This is a genomic window from Selenomonas bovis DSM 23594 (genome assembly GCF_000381005.1).
Taxonomy (GTDB): Bacteria; Bacillota; Negativicutes; order Selenomonadales; family Selenomonadaceae; genus Selenomonas_C; species Selenomonas_C bovis.
Window position 1 is genome coordinate 1 of the sequence record NZ_KB908389.1, and the last position, 19,697, is coordinate 19,697.

Below are 19,697 nucleotides of genomic sequence, written 5' to 3' on the forward strand. Positions count from 1 at the left end.
AATCTAGTAAGACCCCTTGAAGAATACGAGGTAGATAGGGCAGGAGTGGAAGTGCCGCGAGGCATGAAGCGGACTGCTACTAATAGGTCGAGGGCTTATCTTTTTATCCATAATGTCAGGGCGTTTCTTCTGTATAGTTTTGAGAGAACATGTCTCTCAATAAGATATCCGGTGATGATGCCTGGATGGATCCACCTGTTCCCATACCGAACACAGTAGTTAAGCATCCAGAGGCCGAAAGTACTTGCCTGGTGACGGGCTGGGAGGATAGGAAGTTGCCGGTTCTGATGGCGGCTTTGGTGAAGCGGTTAACACACTGGATTGTGGCTCCAGCATGCGTGGGTTCGATCCCCACAAGTCGCCCCATTTTTATAGGGGTATAGCTCAACTGGTAGAGCAACGGTCTCCAAAACCGTAGGTTGTGAGTTCAAGTCTTACTGCCCCTGCCATCTATGGAGTGGTACTCAAGAGGCTGAAGAGGACGGTTTGCTAAATCGTTAGGCTGGGTAACCGGTGCGGAGGTTCGAATCCTCTCCACTCCGCCACTTTGAAGAATTGCCATCGCATTGCAAGGTTTGCAGTGCGATGGTTTTTGTTGTGATAGAACTGCATACACTATCATTCTGGCACGTTTGCCGGGGTTGATAAATAGGCACCGTCGATTTGTACCGCATTTCGCATGAGAATCCCCGCTGCGAAGCAAACGCTTCGCAGCGGGGATTTTATATTATTTCATTCTATAGGTGCCTTTTATATATGATAGAAAAGATAAAGTTTTCACAAGAAATATACAACAGGATTTTTTGGTTGTACGTCGAATGAATAAAAAGATAGAAGAAATCAAAATAGGAAAGAGGGTCTGTGCATGCAGTTGGAAGAAGGTGTTGTACTGGAGATCGTTGCAGAGGGAAAACGTGCACGTGTGCGCGTTGGGCGGCATGAGGAGTGCACGGGCTGCGGCGCTTGCGGTGCAGCCCACCATGCGGTGGCGGACGTGCGAAGCAATAGCTTTTGCCTGAAACCTGGAATGCGCGTCCGCTTTGCGCTGCCGGATCATTCCGTCGTGCTTGGCGCATTCATCGTGTTCATCGTGCCGCTTGCACTGGCCGCACTTGGCGGTTTTGCCTGCTGGCTAGCGGTGCCGAGCGACTTTGCAGCCGTCTGCGGCGCTGTTTGCGGGGCGCTGTTCGGGATCCTGCTCGTCCGGCTCTTCGACCGGCGGGTGCAGGAGCAGCAGCCATATGTGGTGGAGATCATCAGGAATTAGCGTAGCGCTGATGCACGCGATGCTTTCAGAGGAATCCAGGGGGGATATTATGTTCAAGTTATTCCGCGGCGGTATCCATCCAGCTGATGGCAAGACGCTTGCGAGGGAGGCAGCTATCGAGACGATGCCGGCGCCCGCGCTCGTCGCGCTGCCGCTTTCGCAGCATATCGGTGCGCCATGCGAGCCCATCGTGAAGGTGGGCGAACAGGTGAAGCGCGGGCAGTGTATCGCGACGAGCAAGTCGTTTCTGCACGCGGATATTCATGCCTCAGTGTCGGGCAAGGTCAAGAAAATCGAGGATGGCATGATCTTCATCGAGAACGATGGGCAGGATGCCTGGGCCGATGGTCTGCCGCTCTCGCGCGATTGGCAGGCGATGACGCGCGAGGAACTGCTCGGCGCCATCGAGGCGGCCGGCATCGTGGGTATGGGCGGCGCGACATTTCCCGCGCATGTGAAGCTCATGCCGAAGAAGCCGGTCGATGTGCTGATCCTCAACGGTGCGGAGTGCGAGCCGTATCTGACGGCGGATGACAGGCTCATGCGCGAGGAGCCGGAGCGCGTCGTCACGGGGGCGCGCATCCTCGCGAAGATTCTCGGCACGAAGCGCAGCGTCATCGCCGTCGAAGCGAACAAGCCGGAGGCAGCGGCGGCGCTGCAGCGCGCGGCGGGCGAAGGCATCGAGGTCGCGGTCCTCAGGACGCGTTATCCGCAGGGGGCGGAGAAGATGCTCATTTACGCGGTCACAGGGCGTGAGGTGCCGCTCGGCGGCCTGCCTATGGATGCGGGCGCGGTCGTGCAGAACGTCGGCACGGCCGCGGCGGTCACCGATGCCTGCCTGCATGGCCTGCCGCTCACGGAGCGCATCACGACGGTCTCGGGCGATGCGATCCTCACGCCGAAGAACCTGCGCGTGCGTCTCGGCACGAGCTACCGCGATGCCATCGCGTTCTGCGGCGGCTTCTCTGAGCAGCCGGACAAGGTGCTCGCGGGCGGGCCGATGATGGGGCGCGCGCAGGAGAGCCTCGATGTGCCGATCACGAAAGGCTCGTCCGGCATCCTCGCGCTCACGCGCCGCATCACGGCGCACGGGCCGGAGCTCCACTGCATCCGCTGCGGACGTTGCGTGGAGGCGTGTCCGATGGGACTCGTGCCGAGCATGCTCTCCATCCTCGGCGAGCGGCAGGATGTGGAGAAGGCGCGCGATAGCTACGGCGTGATGAACTGCATCGAGTGCGGCTGCTGCACCTATGTCTGCCCCGCAAAGCGCAATATCGTCCAGTACATCCGCGTGACGAAGGGCGCGGTCAAGGCGCTTGCGGCGAAGGAGAAGGCAAAGGCCGCCGCGCGCGCAAAGGCCGCGGAGCAGGCGGCAATGGCAGGAAAGCCGGAGGGAAAGGGGGCCGCAAGGGCATGAAGGATCCAGTAGGAGAGAAAGTAGCGCAGCGCGGGAAGCTCGCGGCGGGCACAGCAAAGGCGGCGCCGCAGGCAGGAACTGCTGTGTCAGACGCGCCTGCAGTGAAGGCTGCGCCTGCTGCCGCGACCTCCCGGCCAGCAGCGGTCAAACCGGCAGCGGCCAAGCCAGCAGTGCAGGACGCGCCGCTGCTCACGGTCTCGAGTTCGCCGCATATCCGCGACGGCGAGACGGTCACGCATATCATGTGGCAGGTCAATCTCGCGCTCGCACCGGCGGCGCTTTTCGCTGTGTATCATTTCGGCCTGCCGGCGCTCGTCAACATGGCGGTCGGCATCGTGAGCGCCATCGCGGCGGAGTACATCTGGCAGCGCGCGATGCGTCAGCCGGTCACGGCCTTCGACGGCAGCGCGTGCATCACGGGCCTGCTGCTCGCGATGTCGATGTCGCCGCTCCTGCCGCCCTGGATGGTGGCCATCGGCTCGGTGCTCGCCATCATCGTCGCGAAGCAGTCGATGGGCGGCCTGGGCTTCAATATCTTCAATCCCGCACATATCGGCCGCGCGGCACTCATGGTCTCGTGGCCCGTCGCGATGACGACGTGGACGACGCTTTCCGGTACGGCCTCTGTCGACGCGGTGGCAACGGCGACGCCGCTCAACGTGCTGAAGATGCAGGGCTATGACGCGGTCATCTCGCTCTTCGGCGGACAGGGCGCGATGTACCAGGCGATGTTCCTCGGCAACCGCAACGGCAGTCTCGGCGAGACGAGCACGGTGCTCTTGCTCGCCGGCGGCCTCTATCTCATCTGGCGCGGTTACGTGAACTGGTTCGTGCCCGCCGTGATGCTCGCGACGGTCGCCGCGCTCACCTGGGTGTTCGGCCCCGCGGGACTCTTCACGGGCGATCCGCTCTTCCACCTCATGGCGGGCGGCCTCATGCTCGGCGCGTTCTTCATGGCGACGGACATGGTGACCATCCCGATGACGCGCGAAGGACAGGTGATCTTCGCGGCGGGCGCGGGCGCGCTCACGGTGCTCATCCGCCTCGTCGGCGGCTACCCCGAGGGCGTCTGCTACGCGCTCTTGCTCATGAACGCCGTGACGCCGCTCATCGACCGGTTCGTGAAACCGCGCATGTTCGGCGAAGGAGGTGCGGTGAAATGAAGGAACACGACTCGATGCTAAGAATCGCGGGCAATCTCATGGCGGCCTGCTTCATCGCGGGGCTCGTCATCGGCGCGGTCTATTTCGTGACGGCGCCCGTAGCGGCGCAGTCCGCGGCCGCGCGCAAGGAAGCGGCGCTCCGGGCGCTCGTGCCGGAGGCCGACCGCTTCGTCGAGATCGACAGGCAAAATGGCTGGTACCGCGCGGAGCAGAACGGCGCGCCGGTTGGCTACATCGTGCCCGCGAGCACGAAGGGCTACGGCGGCGAGATCAAGCTGCTCGTCGCCGTCACGCCGGACGAGCATGTCATTGATTTCAAGATCCTCGCGCACAACGAGACGCCGGGTCTCGGCGACAACGCGGGCAAGGAGCCGTTCCGCGCGAAGATTCGCGGCAAGGACGCAGCGCATCTCATCGTGACAAAGGATCAGGGCAATACGGACGATGTGCAGGCGATGACGGGCGCGACGATCTCCTCGCGCGCCGTGACGCGCGGCGTCAAGAGCGCCGTGACGGCAGTCTCGAGCTATCTCGCAGATGGGGGGCGCTGATGATGACGACTGGTATCAAGGAGCTTTGGCAGATTTTCAGCAAGGGACTCCTCGCGGAAAACCCGATTTTCATCCTCGCGCTCTCGCTCTGCCCGGCGCTCGCCGTGACGACAACGGTCGTGAACGGCCTCACGATGGGCCTCACGGTCACGTTCGTCATCACGACGAATAACGTGGTCGTGAGCCTCGTGCGTCACTGGGTCAATCCCAAGGTGCGCGTGCCGGTCTACATCACGAGCATCGCGACCATTGTGACGGTGGCGCAGCTCGTGTTGCAGGCGTATTTCCCCGATCTCTACGACGCACTCGGCATCTACCTCGCGCTCGTCGTCGTCTTCGCCATCATCCTTGCGCGTGCGGAGGTCTTCGCCTCAAAGCACGGTGTCGTCGCCTCATTCGCCGACGGGTTCGGCATGGGCTGCGGCTTCACGCTCGCCATGCTCATCATCTCCGTCATCCGCGAGCTCCTCGGTGCGGGCACCATCCTCGGCGTGCCGGTCTTCGGCGCTTCCTACCAGCCCATGCTCATGATGGTGCTGCCGCCGGGGGCGTTCATCCTCATCGGCTACCTCGTGGCCGCGACGAAGACATGGAACAAACGCCGCGAGCGGGCGCGCGAAAAGGCCGCCCGCATCGCGGCAGCGAAAGGAGCTGAGCGCTGATGGCAGAATATCTGACACTTTTCATCGGTGCCGTCGTCGTCAATAACTTCGTGCTCACGAAGTTCCTCGGCCTCTGCATCTTCTTCGGCATCTCGAAGAATTTCAGCGCGTCGGTCGGCATGGGCATGGCCGTGACCTCGGTCATGACGATGAGCTCGATCCTCGCGTGGCTTGTCTATCATTTCGTACTCGAGCCGCTCGGACTCACGTTCCTCACGACGATCGTCTTCGTCATCCTGACCGCGAGCTTCGTGCAGCTCCTGGAACTCGTCATCAAGAAGCAGGCGCCGGCGCTCTACAATATGTGGGGCATCTATCTGCTGCTCATCGCGACGAACTGCATCGTGCTCGCCGTGCCGCTCCTCAATGTCGAGAACAGCTACAGCCTCCTCAAGAGCATCGTCTTCGCCATCGGCTCGGGGCTGGGCTTCGCGCTCGCCATCATCCTCATGGCGAGCCTGCGCGAGAAGCTCGCCTACGCCGCCGTGCCGAAGCCGCTCGAGGGCATCGGCATCGCGTTCCTGCTCGCGGGTATGCTCTCGCTCGCGTTCCTCGGTTTCTCGGGCATGATGTAAGGAGGCCGCTATGAGTACTACGGAAACAGCAATTCTCATCGTCGTCGTGCTCGTGGGTGTCGGCGCCTTTTTCGGCATCGTGCTCGCGCTCGCCGACAGGAAATTCTACATGCAGCAGAACCCGCTCATCGCCGAGGTGGAAGACGTGCTGCCAAAGGGACAGTGCGGTGCGTGCGGCTTCGCTGGCTGCGCGAAATACGCGGAGGCGGTGGTCGAGAACCCAGAGGTCGCGCCGAACCTCTGTGTGCCGGGCAAGGCCGCTGTCGCGGCGAAGGTCGCGGCGCTCACGGGGAAAGACGCGGGCAGCGTCGAGGAGCGCAAGGCGCATGTCCTCTGCCGCGGCGGCCAGGCGGCGAAGGATGCCGCGCGCTACGAGGGCGTCGCGGACTGCGCTGCGGCGAAGCTCGCCTCTGGCGGGGCGAAGGCGTGCAAGTACGGCTGCCTCGGCTTCGGCAGCTGCGTGCGCGCCTGCCCGTTTGATGCCCTCACCATGGGACAGGACGGCCTGCCCGTCGTCGAGACGCTCGCCTGCACGGGCTGCGGCAAGTGCCAGGAGACCTGCCCGCAGGGCGTCATGCAGGTGCTCCCCACGAGCGCGCTCGTCAAGGTTGCCTGCCGCTCGCACGCGAAAGGCCCCGCGGCGCGCAAGGCCTGCCCGAACGCCTGCCTCGGCTGCGGGCTCTGTATGCGCAACTGCCCGCACGGCGCCATCAAGATCGACGGCTGCCTCGCCGTCGTCGACCCCGCCGTCTGCAAGGCAGCAGGCTGCACGGAAAAAACCTGCCTCGCCAAATGCCCGACGGGCGCCATCCGCGAAGCGGTGGAGTGAGGCGGGCGGGGGCTGGGGGTGCGGCGCTTGCCGGGGAATGCCGGGCAGCGCCGCCTCGCGTCTGTCATGGATGATATTTCTGAAGAGATGAGAAACGCCGTACCGGCGGCTCTTGCCTTTGAAAGCAAAAGCCATCGGTACGGCGTTTTTTATCGCTTTGCAGTCATTCCGCCTGCTGCTTGTGCGCGGTGGAGACCTCCTCCGTGCAGGCGCGGAGATTTTGGAGCACATCCGCGACGGTGTGGCGCGCGAGGTCTGCCTCGAAGCGCTGCTGGATGCCTTCGAGCATGCCGTCGAGGCTACGGTGGATATTGCGGCCGACGGGGCACTGCGGGTTCGGGCGCTCGTGGAAATGGAAGAGCGCGTCGCGGCTGCCCGTCTCGACGGCGCGGTAGACATCGAGGAACGTAATGTCCGCGAGCGGCCGCGCGAGCGCGATGCCGCCGGGGCCGCGCTTTGTCGCGATGAGCCCCGCCGCGCGGAGTTTCAGCATGATGCCGCGGATGATGACGGGATTGCTGCCGATGCTGCCTGCGAGGAACTCGCTCGTGACCTGCTGCGTCTCGCCGAAGAAGTCGACGGCGGCCAGCAGATGGATGGCAATCGTGAACTTTGTGGAAATCTGCATCGAACATCCTCCTTCGGCGGCCAGATAGCCGCCATTTTCTTTGTCCATTGTAGGAGGCGGTGCGCAGGTTGTCAAGGCAGAGGCGGATCAGGCGCGGACGACGGAGATGCGCTGCTGGCTGTGGCCGCCCTTTTCGATCTCGTCGACGAGGGCGATGGCGTAGTCGGCGTAGGAGATGATGGATTCGTTGCGGCTGTTGAGCGTGAACTCCTCGCCCGCGAGGATGTATTTGCCCGTGCGTTCGCCCTCGGCCTGGAAATCGCCGGCGGGGCTGATGTAGGTCCACTGCGTATCCTTCGCCGTGCGCAGGAAGTCGAGCGTCTGCTGGTGCGCAGCCGCGACGCCCTTGAACGCGTCCGGGAAGTCCGGCGTCTCGGCGACGGTCAGCGTGTGCTCCGGATTGACGAAGAGGCTGCCGGCGCCGCCGACAACGACGAGGCGCACGAGCGTGCCCGCGAGGATACCCGCGAGATGCTTCGCGGCGTTCGGGATGATCGGGAACGTCTCGGGCGACCAGGCGCCGGCGGCGTCGACGACAGCGTCAAAGCCCGCGAGATCCTCACGCGTGAGGTCGAAGAGATCCTTCTGGATGTATTCCTTTGCCGGCGTATCATTCTCCGCGTGGCGGCCGAACGCGGCGACCTCGTGCCCGCGGCTCAGCGCCTCAGCGATGACTTCTTTTGCAACACGGCCATTGGCTGCGACAACTGCGATTTTCATGATGATGACTCCTCTCTGGAGGCGTACCTCCGAACCAGTTACTTTTTGTAATTTCGTTGGTTACTTTCTACGGTTTGTAATATACCAAACTACAAAATATTTGTCAATAGTATTATTACATTTTTATGGCATCGCTTCCAAAAAATAAGACCGCATCGCTCGTAGCAGGAGCGATGCGGTCTTGGTGGAATCCGTATCTTAGCAGCTTTAGAGATCTGCGGGATGTTGCAGGCGACGCGCTTACATCACGATGTGCGCCATGAGGAATCCCATGCAGCAGCCGGTCGATACGCCGATCAGGCCGGGGATCATGAAGCTGTGGTTGAGGATATATTTGCCGATGCGCGTCGTACCGGACCGGTCGAAGCCGATGCAGGCGAGGTCGGAGGGGTACGTGGGCAGGAAGAAATAGCCATAGCAGGCAGAGATGAAGGACATGATGAGCACAGGATCCATGCCGACGCCGAGCGCCATCGGGACGACGATGGCAATCGCGGCTGCCTGCGAATTCACCAGCTTGGAGGTGACGAACGCGATGATGGCATAGGCCCAGGGATAGGAGGCTACGGCGGTGCCGAGCGCTTCTTTGAGGACGGTCATGTGAGCGCCGAAATAAGTATTGGCCATCCAGGCGACGCCGTAAACGGAGACGAGGGCGACGATGCCTGAGCGGAATACCTGGCTGTTGCCGACATCCTTCGCCTTGACGTTGCAGGTCAGGAGGATGGCGGCGCCGACGAGCAGCATGACCATCTGGATGACGGAGGTCATCGAGATCGGTTTCGGTTTCGCGTCAGCGGAGGCGGCGAAATGCGGCAGCAGATCCGGGAAGTTGCCGAGAACCGCGATGATCAGGATACCGCCGAAGAAGATGAACATGGCGCGGTAGAACTCCTTGGGCAGGGATTTTCCCTGCAGGGACTCGACATCGCCGTAGACGTATTTCTTGTTCTCAGGATCCTGGATGAACTCCTGGAAGCGCGGATCTTTCTCGAGGTCCTTGCCGCGGCGGTAGCTCCAGAGGGCGGCGCAGAGCACGCCGAAGCCCGTTGCGGGGATGGAGACCGCGAGGATCTGCAGGACGGTGTAGTCATAGCCGGCTGCCGCCATGAAACCGATGATGGAGACGACCGCGACGGAGACAGGCGACGCGCAGATGCCCATCTGCGACGCGACGGAGGATACCGCCATCGGCCGCTCGGGGCGGATGTTCTGCTTGATGGCGATATCGTAGATGATTGGGAACATCGTGTAGACGACATGGCCCGTGCCGCAGAGGACGGTGAGGAACCAGGTCGTGAGCGGCGCGAGGATCGTGATCTGCTTCGGGTTGCTGCGCAGGAACTGCTCCGCGTATTTCAGCATGACGGTGAGGCCGCCGGATGTCTGCAGGAAGCCCGCGCAGGTGACGACCGCGAGGATGGTCAGCATGACATCGATCGGCGGCATGCCCGGCTTATACTGGAATACGAACGTGAAGACTACGAGGCCGATGCCGCTGATGACGGCCAGGCCGATGCCTCCGTGGCGGACGCCGACGAGCAGACAGGCCAAGAGGACAAGGAACCCAAACAACATTTCCATAGAAAACTCCTTTAACTCTATTTCCTTTTAGGAAGCACTGATTAAATGAGGTGCTCCGGATTTGCGTGGATGCGCTGTATCTCTCTAGGAGACAAACCGGAAGCGTAGCGGCAAAACGCTCCATCGCGTTTTGTGCTGAGGATTGTAGGGCGACGAGAGGACAGCGCAGACGTGCGAAGACGGAGTGCCGAACTAATCAGCGGTTCCTTTACATGCGTATGCAGAGATTCGTTTGGCATACGTGTTCTGTCATCCCCACCACTTTCCGTCACAAAACGTCAAAGAACTTCACAAGTATTTTAACAAATCGCTTTATATAAGTAAATACTAGCTATTATTAAATTTAATAATAATATATTATATTTATTATTTGATAAATTTTGTTCATACTGGCAGTGGCAAGGAAACAGGAGAGATCCTTCCCGGGGCTTTCTTTTGTGCAGACGGAGTTTGTGCTATCATCTAGTCAGGCGGTAAGACGGCGTGTGGTGTCTCGCCGTTGGCGCTGTCAGATAGAGAGAATGACCGATCGAGGAGGGATTGCTATGGAATTATTCCCCAAGCATGAGAGCAAGCTCATCAAGGATACGACGCGCGAGCAGCGCGAGGAGATTGTGCGGCGGGCGCTGCGGTGCTCGGAGGGGTGCGAGAACTGCACGGGCTGCGCGCTCGGCGCGGGCGACGCTTTCGAGATGTATCGTCCTTATATCGAAGGAAAGCTCGAGATCCGCGAAATCAACATGCAGTTCCATGCGCGCTATAACGTGCATTGAAAGGAGAAGGTATATAAAAATCAGATTCGCTATCGCTGGGCAACGCTCGGCGTCATCGGTCACCAGCTCGCGGAGGCCGTCTCGCTCGCGCGTACCCATGGCGTCGTGCTTGCGTAGGCGCAGACAATCTGCCACATGCCCATCTGCAAGCGGCTCACCGAGGCGGCGCGGGCGGGGAAATTCGGCCCGCTGTGCGCCATCACGATGCATTTCGGCAGCTACAAGCCCTACGATATGCATAATCGCTTTTTTAATCGCCAGCTCGCAGGCGGTGCATTGTTCGACATCGGCGTTTACGCGCTTTCGTTCGTGCGTCTCTTCCTGAGTTCCTGCCCGGACGAGGTGATTACGCAGGTGAATGAAGTACCCTGGGAGGGGTGACCTTGGCGATACAGCTGTGCTCAGGCCGACGTATGATGCCATCAGCCATGGTTATCGCGGCTGGGAAGTCGGCATGAACTACACAGTATTCAAGAACATTCTCGCGACGCTCCGCTATGGCGACAACAAGCAGCTCAGGGATGATACGACGAAGGATAAGATTCTCTTCGGCCGCGTGGAATTCTTCTTCTAAGGAACCGCTGGATTGCTCAGTGCTTCCCTAAGCCTGTCCGATGCTTCCCGTGCGGCTGTTGGCCCTCGCGGATGTCGTATCTGGGGGCCTTTCGGGCTGCTGCTGTCAGCAGTTCGCCACAACAGTACATTTCTCTTACCTTTGCATCCGTCTTTGTCAGGCGGATGCTTTTTCTTGGTGGAATCGATGTGGTCGAAATACTGTCTTTCCTGTCTCTGACGGCTTTTTCCCATCTAAAGAGTAGTTATTTCTAAAACATTTCACGGAATAATAAAAAATATATTGCGAAACTGATTCCAGTATGCTATAATCAGTCGTGATATGGGAACAGTTCCACAAAAGGAAACGAGGAAACTTGGAGACGATCCCATGAAAGAATAGAGCGCAGGAAATGCGCCAGATGATTCAGGGGGATTCATTATGAAAAAGACACTGCTCACTGCATGCACGGCGGCACTTGTCGCTGGCGCTACCACGACGGCATTCGCCGCGGCGAATCCGTTCAGCGATGTGCCCGAGGGACATTGGGCGTACGATGCTGTCTCGCAGCTCGCTGCCGACGGCGTCATCGATGGCTACGGTGATACGACGTTCCAGGGCAATAAGAACATCACGCGCTACGAAATGGCGCAGATGGTTGCTCGCGCGATGGCGAAGAAGGATGTCTCCGCCGCGGACAAGGCGACACTCGACAAGCTCGCTGCGGAGTTCGCTGATGAGCTCAACAACCTCGGCGTACGCGTTGCGAACCTCGAGAAGCATGCCGACAAAGTGAAGTGGGGCGGCGTATTCGAATATACATACACGAGCACGCGCCATGATACACAGTCGTCGCAGACGAAGCATAAGAAGAATGTGGACGAGTATGTGTTCCGTCTCGAGCCGGTGGCAGAGGTCAATGACCATTGGAACGTGCATGTGCGCATCGATGCGAACGGCAATTTCAATGACGATACGGCTGGTACGGCGGATCTCAAGCGCGTCTGGGCAGAGGGGCAGTACGGCAAGCTCAACATGAAGTTCGGCAAGCTGCCGAATGCCGTCAACCTCATCTCCATCACGGATGATCCGTTCTCCGGCGCGGCCATCAGCTACGGCGATAAGTGGAAGGTCACAGCGGAGGCAGGGCGCATTGACGATTCGCAATTCGGTGACATGAGCCGCGACAAGAACGGCTTCACCGGCACGGCGGATGCTTTTTCGGGCAACGATGATACGGCGAGCTACCAAGCACTTATGGTGAGCCATACCTCCGGAAAGTTCGCGGGCGATGCCGCGTATCAGCATCTTTCCGATACGTTCAACCAGGCGGCGCTGCCAGTTGCCTACTATAATAATCAGCTGGACCGCAAGGATTACAAGGCGGACATCTGGTCGCTCAAGGGGACGTATCGTTTCGACAAGAACGATTTCCTCAAGGTCGAGTACGCGAAGAATGCGAGGGCCGACAACGAGGATACGTCGTACAGCTTCGAGTATGATTACAAGGGCGCGACCGCGCAAAACCCGGGCAGCTGGGGCATGTATCTCGCCTACCGCAATCTCGGCCAGTACGCGTCGCCCTGGGGCACTTACGGCGATGGGGTAGACAACGGACAGAAGGGCATCGAGGGCGGCGTCTCCTGGACGGTTTTCCGCAACATCCAGTTCTTCGCGAAGTACTTTAACGGCAAGGATCGCGTAGCGGACAAGGATGCGCAGAAGCTTTTCGCGCGCTTCGACGTATTCTTTTGAGATACCTTTGCCAACATCTTTCAGATCCTATCAGAGAGGCTCCTCCGGGGCCTCTTTTTTGTCGTATGCCGCAGGGGGCGGCTTGACAATTTTTTATGGGATTGATACCATTACTAACAATAGGAAGCGAAACGAAAAGCGCAGCGGACAAGCTTCCGATTTATTGAAAACAGGAGCTGAAGGGTATGAGGAAGGATAGCGGCGCGGGCACGCAGAAGGTTACGATCCAGGATATCGCAGATCTCGCGGGCGTATCGAAGAGTACGGTATCGCGCTATCTCAATCAGGGTTATATCAGCGAGGCAAAGGCGGCGCGCATCCGCGCGGTCATCGAGCAGACGGGTTATCAGGCGAATTTCTTCGCGAAACGGCTCAAGATGAAGCGGAGCAAGCTCATCGGTATCGTGTTGCCGCGTATGGATTCCGTCTCGGTCGGCAAGCTGCTCTCAGGCATTGGCCGCATTCTGGAGCCTGCTGGCTACCAGGGCATCCTGCTCGTGAGCCAGCTGCAGGAAGAGAAGGAGCTCGAGAATATCGTGAAGTTCTCCCAGCAGGGGGTCGATGGCATCATCGTCGATTCCGTCGGCATCACGCCCCGGCATGTCGCGCTGACGCGGCAGATCGATATGCCGCTCGTCTATACGGGCCAGCAGAGGGAAGGGCTGCGCTGCCTCAAGATCGACGACTATGCGGCGGGCAGGCTCATGGGCGCGTATCTGAGGCAGATGGGGCACGTGCGCGCCGTGTTCCTCGGCGTTTCGGAAAAGGACCGCGCCGTCGGCATTGACCGCAAGCAGGGCTTCATCGATGCGTTCGCGGAGGGGCGGCCAGAGGCGCATGTGACCTTCATGGAGACGGGCTTCGATTTTTTTTCGGCGTACAACCGCGGCCCGGAACTCCTGACGGCTGGCGCGACGGTGATCGTCGGTGCGACGGACAATATCAGTCTCGGCGTCCTGCGCTATTTTCACGAACGTGGGATCCGCGTGCCGGATGATATCTCCGTCGCGGGCTTCGGCGGTTACGATGTGGGTGCCGTCGTCTACCCGGCACTCACATCGGTGTATTTTGACTACGAGCTCGTGGGCATGAAGACGGCGCAGTACATGCTTGATGCCATCACGGGCGCGACGAGTCATCTCGGCGGTCTGCCGTTGCATTTCCTGGAGCGCGAGAGCGTGCGCCGCGTCGGTGTACAGGCGCCTGTGGGCAGTGTCTCTTGCACCACGCTCGTATGAGCAGCGGAGGAGGAATTTTCCTGCTGGGATTTCTTGACATCTTCTGGCCGCTATGTTATAGTCATTCAATGTAGACGCAAAAAGTGTGTCTCCGATTGGGCAGTTCCTGCCCATCCCCAACCGCACGACGAGGTAGCAGGAAGCGCCGAGTGAATCAGTGATTCCTCAAGTCAGCATACGCTGCACCGCAGTCGGCGAGTAATCGACAGGGAGGTGTTTTCATGTACGCAATCATTAAGACGGGCGGCAAGCAGTATAAGGTTTCCGAGGGTGATGTCATCACGGTCGAGAAGCTCGCTGCCGCAGAAGGCGACGCTGTCACGTTCGACGAAGTCCTGACGGTGGTGAATGACGGCGATGTCAAGGTCGGCACGCCGGTCATCGCGGGCGCGAAGGTGACGGGCAAAGTCGAGGCCCAGGGCAAAGGCAAGAAGATCCGCATCTTCAAGTACAAGGCGAAGTCGAATTATCGCAAGCGTCAGGGTCATCGTCAGCCGTTCACGAAGGTGACGATCGAGAAGATCGAGGCCTGATGATCCAGGTACGCATTTTTCGTCAGGCGGATGGGAGGATTACGGGCTTCGACGTGTCGGGCCACAGCGGCACGGCATGCGCGGGCGAGGACATCGTCTGCGCCGGTGTCTCGTCCCTCACGGATTCCGCCTATCTCGGCATCACGGAGTATCTGCATCGAAAGGTCAGATCGATAGACTCGAGCGGGAAGCTCCAATTGATGCTTGAGGACCGTCCCGATGAGCGGACGGAAGCAATTCTTGAGACCATGCTCCTGGGGCTTACGGCGATTGCCGAAGCGTATCCAAGGGCTGTACGGATTACCGGGGAGCAGTCTGCGCGGTGAGCCGCCAGGCTGCGTCCCCGAGCGAGCGGAGGTGAATCTCATGTTCATGTTCAATCTGCAGCGCTTCGCGCATAAGAAGGGCGTCAGCTCCACGCGCAACGGCCGCGACAGCGAGTCGAAGCGCCTCGGCGTCAAGGAGCAGGCCGGTACGCTTGTCACGGCCGGCAGCATCCTCGTTCGTCAGCGCGGCACGCATTTCCATCCGGGCCACAACGTCGGTATCGGCAAGGATGACACGCTGTTCGCCAAGGTGGCCGGCAAGGTCGCTTTCGAGCGGAAGGGCAAGTACAATCGTCAGATCAGCGTCTACACGGCTGAAGAGGCGATGTAATAGAAATACGGTACCTGCGCTGCCAAAGGGGGCGCAGGTATTGTTATATTCGTCAGGGATTTCCGTGGGCGTCAACTTTGGGGGCGTGGCGGTGGTTCCTCAGGTGGCACTGATGCGCTCAGTGTTTCCTAAAAACGACGTTAAGTTGCGTTGTGATGTATGAAAACCCGGTATTGCACGCAATGCCGGGTTTTCATACATCACAAACTACATGCACAAACGTCCACTTTGTGGACATTGTGCATCGCCCTTACAGTAAATCCAGCCAATCACGCTGCGCCTGCGGCTTGCGTTCTTGGGGATTTACATAGCAAACTACATGCACAAACGTCCACTTTGTGGACATTGTGCATCGCCCTTGCAGTAAATCCAGCCAATCGCGCTGCGCCTGCGGCTTGCGTTCTTGGGGATTTACATAGCAAACTACATGCACAAACGTCCGCTTTGCGGACATTGTGCGTCGCTATGAGAGGAAAGAGGAAGTGAGGAAGCTATGCAGTTCATCGATAAGACAAAGGTCATCGTGAAAGCGGGTGACGGCGGGCACGGGAAATCGGCGTTCCGCCGCGAGAAGTTCGTGCCGAAGGGCGGCCCGGCGGGCGGTGACGGCGGGCGCGGCGGCGACATCGTGTTCCGCGTCGACCAGAATATGAATACGTTGCTCGATTTCCGCTACCATCGGAAGTTCAAGGCGGAGAACGGCGAGAACGGCGACATCAAGAATCAGTACGGCAAGAACGCGCCGCCGTGCATTGTCAAGGTGCCGCCCGGAACGACGGTGCGCGATGAGGAGACGGGTGAACTGCTCGCCGACCTCACGGAGGTCGGACAGGAGGCTGTCATCGCCAAGGGCGGGCGCGGCGGCCGCGGCAACGCGAAATTCGCGAATGCCGCGAACCGCGCGCCGACGTTCGCGGAGTTCGGCGAGCCGGGCGAGAGCAGGAATCTCGTGCTCGAGCTCAAGCTACTCGCGGATGTCGGCCTCGTCGGCTATCCGAGCGTCGGCAAGTCGAGCCTCGTCGCCGCGTGCTCGGCCGCGCGTCCGGAGATCGCAGACTATCATTTCACGACGATCACACCGGTGCTCGGCGTTGTGAAGACGGACTACGAGAAGAGCTTCGTCATGGCAGATATTCCCGGCCTCATCGAGGGGGCGGCGGACGGCGTGGGCCTCGGCCACGATTTCCTGCGCCATGTCGAGCGCACGAAGCTCATCCTGCACATCGTGGATGCGTCCGGGATCGAGGGGCGCGATCCCGTCGATGATTTCTATAAGATTAACAAGGAGCTCAAGAAGTACAGCGAGAAAATCGCGCGCCGCACGCAGATCCTCGTCGCGAACAAGATCGACCTGCCGGAGGCGGCGGAGAACCTGCCGCGCCTCGAGGCGCTCGCGGCGAAGGAGGGGCTGAAGTTCTTCGCCATCTCGGCGGCCGCGCACACGGGACTCAAGGAGCTCATTTCCTACGTTGGCACCTGGCTCGATAACTACGTCGAGGAGCCGGAGGCGACGGAGGAGGAGACGGTCTACGACGAGGACGCGGCGCGCGACGCGGAGAAAGTCACAGTCACGCGCAACGACGCGGGCGATTTCATTGTGAGCGGCAAGGCGCTCGAGAAGCTCGTCGCGATGACGAATTTCAACAACGATGAGGCGGTGCGCCGGTTCCAGTACATCTGGCGCATCAAGGGCATCGATGAGAAGCTCAAGGAGCGCGGCATCCGCGAGGGGCAGACCGTCCATATCGGCGAGATGGAGTTTGAGTGGCGGGAGTGACCGCAGGGAGGAGGAACATTTTTGATTCGTAATTCTTTAACCGGCAAGCAGAAGAGCTTTCTCCGCTCGGAGGGCATGAAGCTCGAGCCCGTCGTGATGGTGGGCAAGGACGCCGTGACACCCGCCGTCGTGCAGTCGGCGCGCGATGTTATCAGGAAGCGCGAGCTCATCAAGGTGCGCGTGCTCAACAACTGTCTCGAGGATGCGTCGGATGTCATGGAGCTCCTCGCGGAGCGCTGCGACGCGAACCTCGTGCAGATCAAGGGCAACACGGGCCTGTTGTTCAAGCGGAATTTCGAGAAACCGAAGATCGAGCTGCCGTAAGGCGGAGAGGAGAGCGTCATGGAAGAGCAGGAAAGGGCGGCGCGCGCGGAGCTCGCAGCGGCGCGGCGCATCGTCGTCAAGGTCGGCACGAGTACGCTCGCCTATGGTCCGGGGCGCATGAACCTGCGTCGCATCGAGCATCTCGTCCGCGAGCTCGTCGACATCAGCAACGCGGGGCGGGAGGTGATCCTCGTCTCATCAGGCGCCATCGCGGCGGGGCTCGGGCGCCTCGGCCGCGCGGAGAAGCCGTCGTCCATCCCTGAGAAGCAGGCGGTCGCCGCCATCGGGCAGGGCATGCTCATGCACATTTACGAGAAGCTCTTCGCCGAGTATGGCAGGACGACGGCGCAGGTGCTCCTGACGAAGGAGAATGCCGTGCGGCACAACCAGTACATCCATTCCCGCCAGGCGTTGCTCGCGCTGCTCGAGATGGGGGCCATCCCCGTCGTGAACGAGAACGATGCCGTCGCCGTCGATGAGATCAAGATCGGCGACAACGACACGCTCTCTGCGACGGTCGCGACGCTTGTCGACGCGGATGCGCTCATCATCCTCTCGGACATCGAGGGGCTCTATACGGCGAATCCGCAGACGCACCCGGACGCGCAGCTCATCGGCGTCGTGCCGGAGATCACGCCCGAGGTGGAGCGGCGCGCGGGCGGCGCCGGATCGAGCCTCGGCACGGGCGGCATGAGCACGAAGATCGAGGCGGCGAAGATCGCGATGAACGCGGGCGCGACGATGGTCATCGCACCAGGCGGTCATGCGGGCGTACTCGCGCGCGTGCTCGCGGGCGAGGCGGTCGGCACGGTGTTCCCCGCGAAGGAGAGTCATCTGCGGCTCCGGAAGAGCTGGCTCGCGTTCGGCAAGCGCATCGAGGGCGACCTCTGCGTCGACCGCGGCTGCGAGCAGGCGATGCGCGCGCATGGCTCGAGTCTGCTCGCGGCTGGCATCACTTCCTGCGAGGGCGATTTCGCGGCGGGCAGCACCGTGCGCGTGCTCACGGAGGCAGGGCAGGAGATCGCGCGCGGTACGGTCAACTACGATGCGTGCGTGCTGCGCCAGCTCATCGGGCGGCAGACGAGCGAGTTCCCCACGCTCCTTGCGGGGCAGGACATCCATGAGGAGGTCATCCACCGGGACAATATGGTGCTGATGGTCTGAACGAGTCGATAGGAGGCAGACGATGGATATTCAGAAAACGATGCGGGAAAAGGCTGAGGCGGCGAAGCGCGCGTCACGCGCGCTAGCCATCCTCCCGACCGGCGTGAAAAATGAGGCGCTGCGCGCGATGGCGGATGCGCTTGAAAAGCGCGCGGAACTCGTGCTCGAGGCGAACGCGCAGGATCTCGAGGAGGCGCGCGCCAAGGGACTCAAGCGCTCCTATCTCGACCGCCTCATGCTCAATGAGGGCCGCATCCGGCAGATGGCGGAGGGACTGCGCCAGACGGCGGCGCTCCCTGATCCCATCTGCCAGGGCGACTACTCGACGATCCGTCCGAACGGGCTCGAGATCCGGCGCGTGCGCGTGCCGCTCGGCGTCATCGGCATCATCTACGAGGCGCGTCCGAACGTCACGGCCGACGCGGCGGGCCTCTGCCTCAAGGCGGGCAACGCCGTGCTGCTGCGCGGCGGCTCGGAGGCCATCCGCTCGAACACGGCCATCAGCTCCCTGCTCATGAAGGCGGCGTACAAGGCGGGCATCCCCGAGGGCGCGCTGCAGTTCGTCGAGTTCACCGACCGCGAGGCCGTCGACGCGATGACGCACATGACGGGGCTTCTCGATGTCATCATCCCGCGCGGCGGCGCGGGCCTCATCCACCACATCGTCGAGAACAGCTCCGTGCCCGTCATCGAGACAGGCACCGGCGTCTGCCATACCTTCGTCGATGAGACGGCGGACTTCGACATGGCCGTCAAGATCGCGGTCAATGCGAAGACCTCGCACCCTTCCGTCTGCAACGCGATGGAGACGCTGCTCGTCCACGCGGCCATCGCGGAGGATTTCCTGCCGCAGCTCGCGCGTGCGATGGAGGAGAAGCATGTCGAGCTGCGCGGCGACGCGCGCGCGCGGGAGATCTGCCCCGAGATGCGGGAGGCGACGGAGGAGGACTGGAGCACGGAGTACGGCGACCTCATCCTCTCCGTGCGCGTTGTGCCGGATCTCGCGGCGGCCATCGCCCATATCAACAAATACAACACGGGCCACAGTGAGACCATCGTGACGGAGAATCTCGAGAGCGCGCATCGCTTCCAGAAAGAGGTGGACGCGGCGGCCGTTTACGTCAATGCCTCCACGCGCTTCACCGATGGCTTCGAGTTCGGCTTCGGCGCGGAAATCGGCATCAGCACGCAGAAGCTCCACGCGCGCGGCCCCATGGGCCTCGAGGCGCTCACGAGCACGAAATACCTCATCTACGGTGAGGGGCAGGTACGTTGAGCGCGCTTGCGGGCTATCTGCGCACGCTGCGCCAGTATCTCGCGACGCCGCACGGCCGGCATGACGCGCGCGACGACGCGGCAGCGCTCGCGCGCATCGCGCTGAGCTGCCTGCTCGCGGCCGCGCTGCTCGCGTTCGTCCGGGCGCTGATCTGAGCGGGAGATGACGGCAGCATGACGGAGTGGATGTAGCTTTCCGCCTTTCTTTTCGAGCTGTCGCATTTTGTCCATGACTGGGCAGTTACCAGAAGA

At 60.9% G+C, this 19,697-nt stretch carries 23 protein-coding genes, 3 tRNA genes and 2 rRNA genes; 25 read left to right on the plus strand and 3 right to left on the minus strand.

What is annotated here, in order from left to right:
- The 12 genes from F599_RS0106480 to F599_RS0106540 form a co-directional block, all read left to right on the plus strand.
- A 23S ribosomal RNA gene (locus F599_RS0106480) occupies window positions 1-103 on the plus strand; the annotation flags it as partial.
- A 64-nt stretch (window positions 104-167) separates the two neighbouring features.
- Window positions 168-284 (plus strand): 5S ribosomal RNA (rrf, locus tag F599_RS0106485).
- Window positions 285-290: 6 nt separating this feature from the next.
- A tRNA-His gene (locus tag F599_RS0106490) sits at window positions 291-366 on the plus strand.
- A 7-nt stretch (window positions 367-373) separates the two neighbouring features.
- A tRNA-Trp gene (locus F599_RS0106495) sits at window positions 374-449 on the plus strand.
- A gap of 5 nt (window positions 450-454) precedes the next feature.
- Window positions 455-545, plus strand: a tRNA-Ser gene (locus F599_RS0106500).
- Window positions 546-865: 320 nt separating this feature from the next.
- On the plus strand, window positions 866-1,267 hold the full coding sequence (locus tag F599_RS15120) for a SoxR reducing system RseC family protein (protein WP_071592853.1): 402 nt from the start codon (window positions 866-868) through the stop codon (window positions 1,265-1,267).
- Between the two features lie 49 nt (window positions 1,268-1,316).
- Window positions 1,317-2,684 (plus strand): electron transport complex subunit RsxC, encoded by a 1,368-nt coding sequence (rsxC, locus tag F599_RS0106515; protein WP_019542715.1) that lies wholly within the window; start codon window positions 1,317-1,319, stop codon window positions 2,682-2,684.
- Window positions 2,681-3,847, plus strand: coding sequence for an RnfABCDGE type electron transport complex subunit D (locus tag F599_RS0106520; RefSeq protein WP_019542716.1), 1,167 nt, complete (start codon window positions 2,681-2,683; stop codon window positions 3,845-3,847). The genes rsxC and F599_RS0106520 overlap by 4 nt, the downstream gene beginning before the upstream one ends.
- On the plus strand, window positions 3,844-4,398 hold the full coding sequence (locus F599_RS0106525) for an RnfABCDGE type electron transport complex subunit G (protein ID WP_019542717.1): 555 nt from the start codon (window positions 3,844-3,846) through the stop codon (window positions 4,396-4,398). The genes F599_RS0106520 and F599_RS0106525 overlap by 4 nt, the downstream gene beginning before the upstream one ends.
- Window positions 4,398-5,060 (plus strand): electron transport complex subunit RsxE, encoded by a 663-nt coding sequence (gene rsxE, locus F599_RS0106530; protein ID WP_019542718.1) that lies wholly within the window; start codon window positions 4,398-4,400, stop codon window positions 5,058-5,060. Before F599_RS0106525 ends, rsxE begins: the two co-directional genes overlap by 1 nt.
- Window positions 5,060-5,635: an electron transport complex protein RnfA gene (locus tag F599_RS0106535; protein WP_019542719.1), complete on the plus strand. Its 576-nt coding sequence runs from the start codon at window positions 5,060-5,062 to the stop codon at window positions 5,633-5,635. Before rsxE ends, F599_RS0106535 begins: the two co-directional genes overlap by 1 nt.
- Before the next feature lie 10 nt (window positions 5,636-5,645).
- On the plus strand, window positions 5,646-6,464 hold the full coding sequence (locus tag F599_RS0106540; protein WP_019542720.1) for an RnfABCDGE type electron transport complex subunit B: 819 nt from the start codon (window positions 5,646-5,648) through the stop codon (window positions 6,462-6,464).
- 163 nt (window positions 6,465-6,627) lie between these two features.
- On the opposite strand, the gene F599_RS0106545 is transcribed toward F599_RS0106540, so the two are convergent.
- The 3 genes from F599_RS0106545 to F599_RS0106555 all read right to left on the minus strand — a co-directional run bounded on the left by F599_RS0106545 (window position 6,628) and on the right by F599_RS0106555 (window position 9,396).
- A complete protein-coding gene (locus F599_RS0106545; protein ID WP_019542721.1) occupies window positions 6,628-7,092 on the minus strand; it encodes an Rrf2 family transcriptional regulator in 465 nt (154 codons plus the stop codon).
- A gap of 87 nt (window positions 7,093-7,179) precedes the next feature.
- Entirely contained in the window at window positions 7,180-7,812 is a 633-nt protein-coding gene (locus tag F599_RS0106550; RefSeq protein ID WP_019542722.1) for an NAD(P)-dependent oxidoreductase, read from the minus strand.
- 240 nt (window positions 7,813-8,052) lie between these two features.
- The gene (locus F599_RS0106555) at window positions 8,053-9,396 is read right to left on the minus strand and encodes an anaerobic C4-dicarboxylate transporter (RefSeq protein ID WP_020700526.1); all 1,344 of its coding nucleotides are present in this window, start codon (window positions 9,394-9,396) and stop codon (window positions 8,053-8,055) included.
- A gap of 545 nt (window positions 9,397-9,941) precedes the next feature.
- Here F599_RS0106555 and F599_RS0106560 point away from each other — a divergent pair.
- The 13 genes from F599_RS0106560 (at window position 9,942) to F599_RS15745 (ending at window position 19,601) form a co-directional block, all read left to right on the plus strand.
- On the plus strand, window positions 9,942-10,169 hold the full coding sequence (locus F599_RS0106560) for a hypothetical protein (protein WP_019542724.1): 228 nt from the start codon (window positions 9,942-9,944) through the stop codon (window positions 10,167-10,169).
- A gap of 135 nt (window positions 10,170-10,304) precedes the next feature.
- Window positions 10,305-10,550: a Gfo/Idh/MocA family protein gene (locus F599_RS0106565; protein WP_019542725.1), complete on the plus strand. Its 246-nt coding sequence runs from the start codon at window positions 10,305-10,307 to the stop codon at window positions 10,548-10,550.
- A gap of 16 nt (window positions 10,551-10,566) precedes the next feature.
- Entirely contained in the window at window positions 10,567-10,743 is a 177-nt protein-coding gene (locus F599_RS15535) for a hypothetical protein (RefSeq protein ID WP_019542726.1), read from the plus strand.
- Window positions 10,744-11,163: 420 nt separating this feature from the next.
- On the plus strand, window positions 11,164-12,477 hold the full coding sequence (locus F599_RS0106575; protein WP_019542727.1) for an S-layer homology domain-containing protein: 1,314 nt from the start codon (window positions 11,164-11,166) through the stop codon (window positions 12,475-12,477).
- A 185-nt stretch (window positions 12,478-12,662) separates the two neighbouring features.
- Window positions 12,663-13,715, plus strand: a complete 1,053-nt coding sequence (locus F599_RS0106580) for a LacI family DNA-binding transcriptional regulator (RefSeq protein ID WP_019542728.1) — start codon at window positions 12,663-12,665, stop codon at window positions 13,713-13,715.
- A gap of 221 nt (window positions 13,716-13,936) precedes the next feature.
- Window positions 13,937-14,248 (plus strand): 50S ribosomal protein L21, encoded by a 312-nt coding sequence (gene rplU / locus F599_RS0106585; protein ID WP_019542729.1) that lies wholly within the window; start codon window positions 13,937-13,939, stop codon window positions 14,246-14,248.
- Window positions 14,248-14,574, plus strand: coding sequence for a ribosomal-processing cysteine protease Prp (locus F599_RS0106590; RefSeq protein ID WP_019542730.1), 327 nt, complete (start codon window positions 14,248-14,250; stop codon window positions 14,572-14,574). The genes rplU and F599_RS0106590 overlap by 1 nt, the downstream gene beginning before the upstream one ends.
- A 40-nt stretch (window positions 14,575-14,614) precedes the next feature.
- Window positions 14,615-14,905 (plus strand): 50S ribosomal protein L27, encoded by a 291-nt coding sequence (gene rpmA / locus F599_RS0106595; protein WP_019542731.1) that lies wholly within the window; start codon window positions 14,615-14,617, stop codon window positions 14,903-14,905.
- 493 nt (window positions 14,906-15,398) lie between these two features.
- Window positions 15,399-16,682 carry a GTPase ObgE gene (obgE, locus tag F599_RS0106600; protein ID WP_019542732.1) on the plus strand — a complete coding sequence of 428 codons (1,284 nt, stop codon included), beginning with the start codon at window positions 15,399-15,401 and terminating at the stop codon, window positions 16,680-16,682.
- Between the two features lie 21 nt (window positions 16,683-16,703).
- On the plus strand, window positions 16,704-17,006 hold the full coding sequence (gene yhbY / locus F599_RS0106605; protein ID WP_019542733.1) for a ribosome assembly RNA-binding protein YhbY: 303 nt from the start codon (window positions 16,704-16,706) through the stop codon (window positions 17,004-17,006).
- 18 nt (window positions 17,007-17,024) lie between these two features.
- A complete protein-coding gene (gene proB, locus F599_RS0106610; protein WP_019542734.1) occupies window positions 17,025-18,170 on the plus strand; it encodes a glutamate 5-kinase in 1,146 nt (381 codons plus the stop codon).
- A gap of 22 nt (window positions 18,171-18,192) precedes the next feature.
- Window positions 18,193-19,446: a glutamate-5-semialdehyde dehydrogenase gene (locus tag F599_RS0106615; RefSeq protein ID WP_019542735.1), complete on the plus strand. Its 1,254-nt coding sequence runs from the start codon at window positions 18,193-18,195 to the stop codon at window positions 19,444-19,446.
- Window positions 19,443-19,601, plus strand: a complete 159-nt coding sequence (locus F599_RS15745) for a hypothetical protein (RefSeq protein ID WP_019542736.1) — start codon at window positions 19,443-19,445, stop codon at window positions 19,599-19,601. The genes F599_RS0106615 and F599_RS15745 overlap by 4 nt, the downstream gene beginning before the upstream one ends.
- The last annotated feature ends 96 nt before the right edge of the window (window positions 19,602-19,697 follow it).

Excerpts from the sequence above, each read along its gene's own strand:
- F599_RS15120 (WP_071592853.1), top strand. The coding sequence starts at position 866 with ATGCAGTTGGAAGAAGGTGTTGTACTGGAGATCGTTGCAGAGGGAAAA.
- rsxC (WP_019542715.1), top strand. The coding sequence starts at position 1,317 with ATGTTCAAGTTATTCCGCGGCGGTATCCATCCAGCTGATGGCAAGACG.
- F599_RS0106520 (WP_019542716.1), top strand. The coding sequence starts at position 2,681 with ATGAAGGATCCAGTAGGAGAGAAAGTAGCGCAGCGCGGGAAGCTCGCG.
- F599_RS0106525 (WP_019542717.1), top strand. The coding sequence starts at position 3,844 with ATGAAGGAACACGACTCGATGCTAAGAATCGCGGGCAATCTCATGGCG.
- rsxE (WP_019542718.1), top strand. The coding sequence starts at position 4,398 with ATGATGACGACTGGTATCAAGGAGCTTTGGCAGATTTTCAGCAAGGGA.
- F599_RS0106535 (WP_019542719.1), top strand. The coding sequence starts at position 5,060 with ATGGCAGAATATCTGACACTTTTCATCGGTGCCGTCGTCGTCAATAAC.
- F599_RS0106540 (WP_019542720.1), top strand. The coding sequence starts at position 5,646 with ATGAGTACTACGGAAACAGCAATTCTCATCGTCGTCGTGCTCGTGGGT.
- F599_RS0106545 (WP_019542721.1), bottom strand. The coding sequence starts at position 7,092 with ATGCAGATTTCCACAAAGTTCACGATTGCCATCCATCTGCTGGCCGCC.
- F599_RS0106550 (WP_019542722.1), bottom strand. The coding sequence starts at position 7,812 with ATGAAAATCGCAGTTGTCGCAGCCAATGGCCGTGTTGCAAAAGAAGTC.
- F599_RS0106555 (WP_020700526.1), bottom strand. The coding sequence starts at position 9,396 with ATGGAAATGTTGTTTGGGTTCCTTGTCCTCTTGGCCTGTCTGCTCGTC.
- F599_RS0106560 (WP_019542724.1), top strand. The coding sequence starts at position 9,942 with ATGGAATTATTCCCCAAGCATGAGAGCAAGCTCATCAAGGATACGACG.
- F599_RS0106565 (WP_019542725.1), top strand. The coding sequence starts at position 10,305 with ATGCCCATCTGCAAGCGGCTCACCGAGGCGGCGCGGGCGGGGAAATTC.
- F599_RS0106575 (WP_019542727.1), top strand. The coding sequence starts at position 11,164 with ATGAAAAAGACACTGCTCACTGCATGCACGGCGGCACTTGTCGCTGGC.
- F599_RS0106580 (WP_019542728.1), top strand. The coding sequence starts at position 12,663 with ATGAGGAAGGATAGCGGCGCGGGCACGCAGAAGGTTACGATCCAGGAT.
- rplU (WP_019542729.1), top strand. The coding sequence starts at position 13,937 with ATGTACGCAATCATTAAGACGGGCGGCAAGCAGTATAAGGTTTCCGAG.
- F599_RS0106590 (WP_019542730.1), top strand. The coding sequence starts at position 14,248 with ATGATCCAGGTACGCATTTTTCGTCAGGCGGATGGGAGGATTACGGGC.
- rpmA (WP_019542731.1), top strand. The coding sequence starts at position 14,615 with ATGTTCATGTTCAATCTGCAGCGCTTCGCGCATAAGAAGGGCGTCAGC.
- obgE (WP_019542732.1), top strand. The coding sequence starts at position 15,399 with ATGCAGTTCATCGATAAGACAAAGGTCATCGTGAAAGCGGGTGACGGC.
- proB (WP_019542734.1), top strand. The coding sequence starts at position 17,025 with ATGGAAGAGCAGGAAAGGGCGGCGCGCGCGGAGCTCGCAGCGGCGCGG.
- F599_RS0106615 (WP_019542735.1), top strand. The coding sequence starts at position 18,193 with ATGGATATTCAGAAAACGATGCGGGAAAAGGCTGAGGCGGCGAAGCGC.